The sequence below is a fragment of the Saccharopolyspora rectivirgula DSM 43747 genome (assembly GCF_000497205.1).
GTDB lineage: Bacteria > Actinomycetota > Actinomycetes > Mycobacteriales > Pseudonocardiaceae > Saccharopolyspora > Saccharopolyspora rectivirgula.
This window is the reverse complement of the sequence record NZ_AYJW01000103.1, coordinates 1-6,664: the sequence shown is the minus strand read 5'-3', so window position 1 is coordinate 6,664 and position 6,664 is coordinate 1. Positions and strand designations below refer to the sequence as shown.

At 66.4% G+C, this 6,664-nt stretch carries 8 protein-coding genes; 5 read left to right on the top strand and 3 right to left on the bottom strand.

Going from position 1 to position 6,664, the window contains the following annotated elements:
- Both SREC43747_RS20785 and SREC43747_RS0118535 read right to left on the bottom strand, forming a co-directional pair.
- On the bottom strand, positions 1 to 160 hold a 160-nt coding region (locus SREC43747_RS20785; protein WP_201768732.1), incomplete at its 3' end, for a histidine phosphatase family protein.
- 105 nt (positions 161 to 265) lie between these two features.
- Positions 266 to 1,096: an undecaprenyl-diphosphate phosphatase gene (locus SREC43747_RS0118535; RefSeq protein ID WP_029722884.1), complete on the bottom strand. Its 831-nt coding sequence runs from the start codon at positions 1,094 to 1,096 to the stop codon at positions 266 to 268.
- A gap of 332 nt (positions 1,097 to 1,428) precedes the next feature.
- Between SREC43747_RS0118535 and SREC43747_RS0118530 the strand changes: the two genes are divergently transcribed.
- The 5 genes from SREC43747_RS0118530 to SREC43747_RS0118510 all read left to right on the top strand — a co-directional run bounded on the left by SREC43747_RS0118530 (position 1,429) and on the right by SREC43747_RS0118510 (position 5,960).
- The gene (locus tag SREC43747_RS0118530) at positions 1,429 to 2,409 is read left to right on the top strand and encodes a YncE family protein (RefSeq protein WP_029722882.1); all 981 of its coding nucleotides are present in this window, start codon (positions 1,429 to 1,431) and stop codon (positions 2,407 to 2,409) included.
- A complete protein-coding gene (locus tag SREC43747_RS0118525; RefSeq protein WP_029722880.1) occupies positions 2,406 to 2,627 on the top strand; it encodes a DUF5703 family protein in 222 nt (73 codons plus the stop codon). Before SREC43747_RS0118530 ends, SREC43747_RS0118525 begins: the two co-directional genes overlap by 4 nt.
- Before the next feature lie 167 nt (positions 2,628 to 2,794).
- Positions 2,795 to 4,345: an N-acyl-D-amino-acid deacylase family protein gene (locus SREC43747_RS0118520; RefSeq protein ID WP_029722879.1), complete on the top strand. Its 1,551-nt coding sequence runs from the start codon at positions 2,795 to 2,797 to the stop codon at positions 4,343 to 4,345.
- Positions 4,346 to 4,538: 193 nt separating this feature from the next.
- Complete coding sequence (locus SREC43747_RS21435) at positions 4,539 to 4,697, top strand: hypothetical protein (RefSeq protein WP_160173030.1); 159 nt, start codon at positions 4,539 to 4,541, stop codon at positions 4,695 to 4,697.
- A gap of 213 nt (positions 4,698 to 4,910) precedes the next feature.
- A complete protein-coding gene (locus SREC43747_RS0118510; RefSeq protein ID WP_236623272.1) occupies positions 4,911 to 5,960 on the top strand; it encodes a zinc-binding dehydrogenase in 1,050 nt (349 codons plus the stop codon).
- A gap of 285 nt (positions 5,961 to 6,245) precedes the next feature.
- Here the strand turns inward: SREC43747_RS0118510 and SREC43747_RS0118505 are convergent.
- On the bottom strand, positions 6,246 to 6,664 hold a 419-nt coding region (locus SREC43747_RS0118505), incomplete at its 5' end, for an acyl-CoA-like ligand-binding transcription factor (protein WP_438646496.1).

The window sequence follows — 6,664 nt, the reverse complement described above, 5'->3', positions numbered from 1 at the left end:
CCACCACCTGCTGCACCGGAACACCAGCCAGCCGCTGCGCCACCCCAGCAGCTTGCTCCTGCCCCGTGCCGTCCAACCCCACGCCAGGGGAACGCCCCGCCAGCGTGCCGGAACCATTCGCCGCCGATTTCGCATGCCGCAACAGAATCAGAGTGGCCACCCCGCCGAGCCTAGGCGCCCCACCCCACCCGCACCCACCCCAGGGTGCGCAACGAAAAAGCGGCCCGACCGGAACACCCGGCCGGGCCGCCACGAACACCACAGCCTACGGCTGCAGCACACCGAAACCCAACAGCGCGTACACCGCCAGACCGAGCACGATCCGGTACCAGACGAACAAGTACACGCTGTGCCGCTCGACATAACGCAGCAACCAAGCAATCACCGCGTAGCCAACCAGGCCCGAGACGAGCGTGGCCACCACCATCTGCGCCACAGACGGCTCCAACCCGTACGGGCTCGGCTCGAACACGTGCGGAATCTCCGACAACCCCGCGGCGAACACCGCCGGAATCGCCAACAAGAAGGAGAACCGCACCGCGGTCGGTCGCTGCAGCCCCAAAGCCAGACCAGCGGTGATCGTGCCACCTGAACGCGACACGCCAGGAATCAACGCGAGCGACTGCGCAAAACCCATCAACACGCCATCGCGCATCGTCAGCTGATCCTGACCGCGACGCTGGCGGCCGAACCGCTCAGCCAGGCCCAGCAGAATGCCGAACACAATCAGCGTCGTGCCGACAACCCACAAGCTCCGGAACGTCGAACGAATGTAGTCCTGGAACAGCAATCCCAAAACACCGATCGGAATGCTGCCCACGATCACGTACCACGCGAGCTTGTAGTCAAATGTCCGGCGAACCTCGGCGTTGGCCAGGCCGCGAAACCACACCGCGATCAACCGACCGATGTCTTTCGCGAAGTAGATGACCACCGCCAGCTCAGTACCGATCTGAGTGACCGCCGTGAACGAAGCACCCGCGTCGGTCCCGAAGAACAACTCCGAAACGATCCGCAGGTGCCCCGATGACGAGATCGGCAAGAACTCGGTCAGTCCTTGGACCACGGCCAACACCATGGCCTGCAACCACGACAACGAACACGCTCCACAAATGTCGAGAAACAGCTACCGACCGGAATTGCCCGGTTTCTTGTCTCCCCCTGGGCACAAATCTTGCAGCATTCCCCCGAGCGCCCATTCCAGGGAGGGAATCCGCCATCAGCGCAGGTCAACAACCGGTCGAACACACTGCGTAACAGACATCGCTACGTCACACAACCGTGTGATACACGACACAAGAACAGCAGATTGCCGGCACATTTCACCGAACTGAACCCGCGGTCACCAACACCACACCCAACCCCCGGCAAAGCAGTCACCCCGATCAGGGATCCTGGAGCCAGGTACAGCAGCAAAAGGAGGCCCCGTTGCGTCGTCTGGTCATCACCTGCCTGGCCGCCCTCGTGCTCACCAGCTGCGGAACGGACAGGGCCAGCGACCCGCTGCAAGTCACCGACGAACTCACCGCCGCCACCCCAGCCAGCTCCCCACCCACCACCACCCAACCCGCCGGCACCGTGCGGCCCAGCCCACCCGTCCAACTCACCCAGTACGACCCCAGCACCAACACCCTCGTCCTGGCCAGCGACTCAACACTGACCCTGCTCGACCCGCGCACCAACCACCAGCGCACCGTCCAGCTACCCGGCCAACCCGCCGGCCTGCACACCCAAAACGGACACGCCCTGGCCGCCCTCCCCGAGCAGAACCAGGTCATCCACATCGACCTGCGCACCGCGCAAACCCGGAGCACCCACGTCGACGGAGGCCCCGTCCACGCCATCCCCCTGGACGACGAGCGCCTCGCCGTGGCCCTGCGCGACCACAAGAGCGTCGTCGTCCTCCAGGCCGGAAAACCCACCACCACCGCGGACAACTTCGAAGGCCCCGCCCAACTGCTGGCCAGCGGAAACCAGATCTACGTGCTCGACCGGCTCACCACATCGCTGGTCCCCATCGACCCGGCCACCGGGGAAAAAGGCCCCGGGCTGCGAGTCGGCCAAGGAGCCACCAACGCCGTCACCGACCGCTACGACCGCATCCTGGCCCTCGACACCCGAAAAGGAGAATTCTTCGCCTTCTCCACCGACCCGTTCATCATGAAGCAGCGCTACCCCACCCCCGGTCACCCCTACGCCATCGCCTACGACTCCACACGCGACCTCGCATGGGTCACACTGACGGAAACCAACGAAGTCATCGCCTACGACGTCGCCGGCGGAGAACCACAAGAACGCCTGCGACACCCGACGGTCAGCCAGCCCAACTCAATCGCCGTAGACCCCACCACCGGCCACGTCTACATCGCCTCCGCCAACGGCGACGGATTGCAGGTGATCACCGAATGAAGACCAAAACCGAAGGGGACAAGTCCAACGACGACTGGGAGTACCAACCGCTGCGCCTCCCACCCGGCATCAGCCGGTTGAGCGCAGCGATCCAACTCAGCATCCACGCCGAATTCGCTGGTTGGGAACTCTCCCGAGTGCTGCTGTACGCCGACGGCAGCCGCAAGGTGTGGCTCCGCCGGAAACGCAACACCCCCGGCCCACCCCCCATCCACTGACCCAGCCGATCAAGCCACCGCCCACCACCAGCACCGCAGCGGTGACACCAGCCCCGCTCGCCCCAACGGGGGGAAGACTCCCGCGCGCCAGCCCCGCCGGCGGCACAACACCACTAGCCTGCACGAACACCACCACACGCCAGGCACCAACCGCGCGGGAGCACGCCGTGAGCCAACCACTGCTGCTGACCGGAGCCCAACTCGTCGACGGCACCGGAGCCCCACCCCGCCCCGCGGACGTGCTCATCGAAAACGGCGACATCACCGCCGTCGAACCCCCGGGAACCCTGCCGACCTCCCTGCCCACCCGAGACCTCACCGGCCTGGTCCTGGCCCCCGGGTTCATCGACGTGCACTCCCACGCCGACAACTCCCCACTCCTCCTCCACCACGACACCACCAAGATCAGCCAAGGCGTCACCACAGAAGTGGTCGGCAACTGCGGATTCAGCCTGGCCCCGCACAACCCCCACCACAGCGCAGAGCTGACCGACTTCCTGCAGAGGCTGTTCCCACCTCAGGAACTCACCTGGTCCTCCTTCCGCGACCTCTTCGAAGTGACCGACCAGCGCGGTTACGTCACCAACTACTGCCCGCTCGTCGGCCACAGCACCCTCCGCATCGCGGCCATGGGAACGAGCAAGGCCACCCCGGACGCCACCGCACTGCGGGCCATGCAAAACGCCCTGGAACAAGCCCTGGAAGCCGGGGTGTTCGGACTGTCCACCGGCTTGGCGTACGCCCCGGCAACGTTCGCCCGCACCGAAGAGCTCTGCGCGCTGGCCGAAGTCCTCGGCGGCCACGGCCACTACGTGACGCACATGCGCAACGAATCGGACGAGCTGCTGGACTCCATCGAAGAGGCCCTCACCATCGGCGCGATCGCCGGCAGCACCCACATCTCCCACTTGAAAGCCGCCCACCACCGCAACTGGGGCAGCATGCCGCGCGCGATCGAGCGGCTCCGCCAAGCCCGCGAAGCCGGACACCTCGTCACACAGGACGTCTACCCCTACACGGCGTCGTCCACGATGCTGGCCTCACTCCTGCCCGACGAACTGCTCGCCGGCCAAACGAGCGAAGTGATCGAGCGGTTGCGCTCCCCGGACACCACGCACCGCCTGCAGGCCGAGCTGGACGACGACTCGCTCTGGCACAACGTCCACATCGCCAGCACGGCCAGCCACCACCACGAAGGGCAGTCGATCGCCGAAATAGCCGCCGCACAAGGTCGCAAACCGGTCGATGTCCTGGTCGAAATCCTGATCAGCGAGCGACTCCAGGTGTCGATGATCCACTTCTGCATGGACGAAACCGATCTGGAAACGGCCCTCGCCGACCCGTGCACCATGGTCGGTTCGGACGGGCTCCCGCTCGGCACCGGAGGGAAACCCCACCCGCGACTGACCAGCACTTTCCCCCGGCTGATCGCCCGCTACAGCAGGGACCGCACCATCCTCCCGCTGGGCGAGGCCATCCGCCGGATCACCGCGCTGCCCGCTGAACGCTTCGGCATCCCCGACCGCGGCAAAGTGCTGCCAGGCCACCGCGCAGACCTCGTCGCCTTCTCCGCGGAACGAATTGCCGACCGCGGCGACTACCAGGATCCGATGCGACCTCCGAGCGGCATCGAATGGGTTTGCCTGGGCGGCAAGACCGCGGTGGAACACGGCGAGTACTGCGGTGAAAGGCTTGGGGCGCGTCTTTTGCCGGTGTGATCCCCGTTTCGGGATGTTCTTCGTGGTAAATATTTATTTCATTTAACACTGAAGAAATAGAAGTTATTGATGTAAATTTCTCCTCCCTTCAGGCGATACCAGCGAGTACCAGCTGCGGCATGCCTGCATCCCCGCGTACTACGACGCACTATCAAGCAACACCCCGCCTACACGAAGGAGTCGCACGATGACGGTGTCCGAGACAGAAATCGCCGTGCCGGAGCAGCGTTCGCAGCTGCCCGACCAGCAATCCGCTGAACCCCAGCGGAGCTCATCCACCACCACCCCGACACCTCTCCCCGACGAGTTCGACGAATTCGACGAAAGCCACGTGATCCGCGGCTACGACTGAACGCAGCGCCCGCAGTGCCAAACCCCTTGCTCCCCCGGCACGGCTCGCACGAGGCGCTGCCAGCGGCACCCCGCAAAACGGCTGCCGCTCCACGACGCACGAGCGGATCACACCCGCTCCAGCGCTGAACGCGTGGTCCAGGCAGGGTCAGCAGCCCACCGGCCACCACCTGGACCACGGCATCCAGCCCCAACGGCACGGGAGGTGAAGACCGTGCCCACATCCATGACAGCAGCAGTGCTGACCGGCTTCGGGGGACCCGAGAAGCTGCAGGTGCGGGACGACGTCCGCGTGCCCTCCCCCGGTCGCGGCCAAGCGCTGGTCCGAGTCAGCGCAGCAGCGGTGAACAACACCGACCTCTGGACCAGGCAAGGCGCTTACGGACTGCCCGACGACCCCGCGGCACCGGCCGGTTGGCGGGGCGAGCTCGAATTCCCCCGCATCCAAGGCGGCGACATCGCTGGTGTCGTCGTCGAAACCGGCGAAGCCGTCGATCCCGAATTGCGCGGCACCCGAGTCCTGGTCGACCCCGCGTTGTACGACGCCGACACCGACGACGCCAATCCGGTCGGTTTGCTGGGCAGCGAGGCCGACGGCGGCTTCGCCCAGTACGTCGTCGCAGCAGCAGTACGAGTGCACGACATGACCGGATCGCCGCTCTCCGACCAGCAACTGGCCTGCCTGCCGATCGCTTACGGCACCGCCATGGGAATGCTCGAACGCGCCCACCTGACCGCAGAGGAGACCGTGCTGATCACCGGAGCCTCCGGCGGCGTCGGCCTGGCCCTGGTGCAGCTGGCCGCCGCGCGCGGCGGCCACGTGATCGCCACGACCACCCGGAGCAAAGGCGAGCACGTCGCCCAGGCCGGAGCGCACGTGGTCGTGCACCGCGATGCGACCGACCCCCTCGCCGCCATCCACCGGGCCGCGCCCCGCGGACTCGACGTGGTGGCCGACGTGGTCGGCGGCTCCGCCATGAATCAGATCTTGCCGTTGCTGCGCGATGGCGGGAGATGGGTGATCGCCGGCGCTGTCGGCGGCCCCGTGGTGGACTTCGACCTGCGGCGCCTGTACCTGCACAACCTCGCGCTGATCGGGTCGGCGATGCACACGCCGAACCACTTCGCCCGACTCGCCGACGCAGCTCGCAACGGCAACCTCGACCCACGAGTGGCCGCGCGCTACCCGCTGTCCGAAATCCGCGCCGCACAACACGAGTTCGCCCAGCGCACCCACATCGGCAAGATCGTGCTCGTCCCGTAGCGCTCTCCCGGCACCCGGCCAGGTCTGGAAGGCGCCAGCACCGCGAGACGGAGAGGCACGGGCCCCCGCAGTCCCTCGACACCTCGCTTCCCCGCGCGCCCGGTGTTCCACCAGGTGACAGCAGCTTCGACCTCGCCATGTGCCCGGTGCGCAGCTCGGCGGGGAATCCGTTCCTCCCTGCTGGGCGGTTCGGGGTGCCCTTGCACTAATTTCGGTCAAAACTGAAACAATAGAAGTGATAAAAATATTTGGACGAGCACGAGCTCGGCACCGAGTGTCGAGAAGTCACAGCGGAGCGTCGCGCAGTGCCTGCTGGATGTGCTTGAGCACCGTCTCCGCAGGAGCAGCGGTGCGCACCACCGCCACCACCGCGTTGTCACCCTCCTCCGCCGACTGCCAGGAAGCCGACAGAGCTCGGCGCACCATGCGCAACGCATCCCGCAACATCTGGCGCGCATTCGCTCGCCCACCGCTCTTCAACCACTGCCGGAGCACGTGGTTGTGCGCGGCCACCACCGCCGCTGCTGCGACCGCCGCTCGGAGGTCCCCGCTCGGCTCCTCGGCGAAGCGCTGGCGCAGATAGCGGGCGAACACCCGCTGGTACTGGTCGATGCTGGTGATTTCCTTGTCGCGCAAGGAAGGCACCTGGCCACCCCACCGGCCGGCGCTCCCGACCCCACCGGGTTCGAAGGTGCGTGGCTGCT

Coding starts and splice junctions, on each gene's coding strand:
- SREC43747_RS0118525 (WP_029722880.1), top strand. CDS start 2,406: ATGAAGACCAAAACCGAAGGGGACAAGTCCAACGACGACTGGGAGTAC.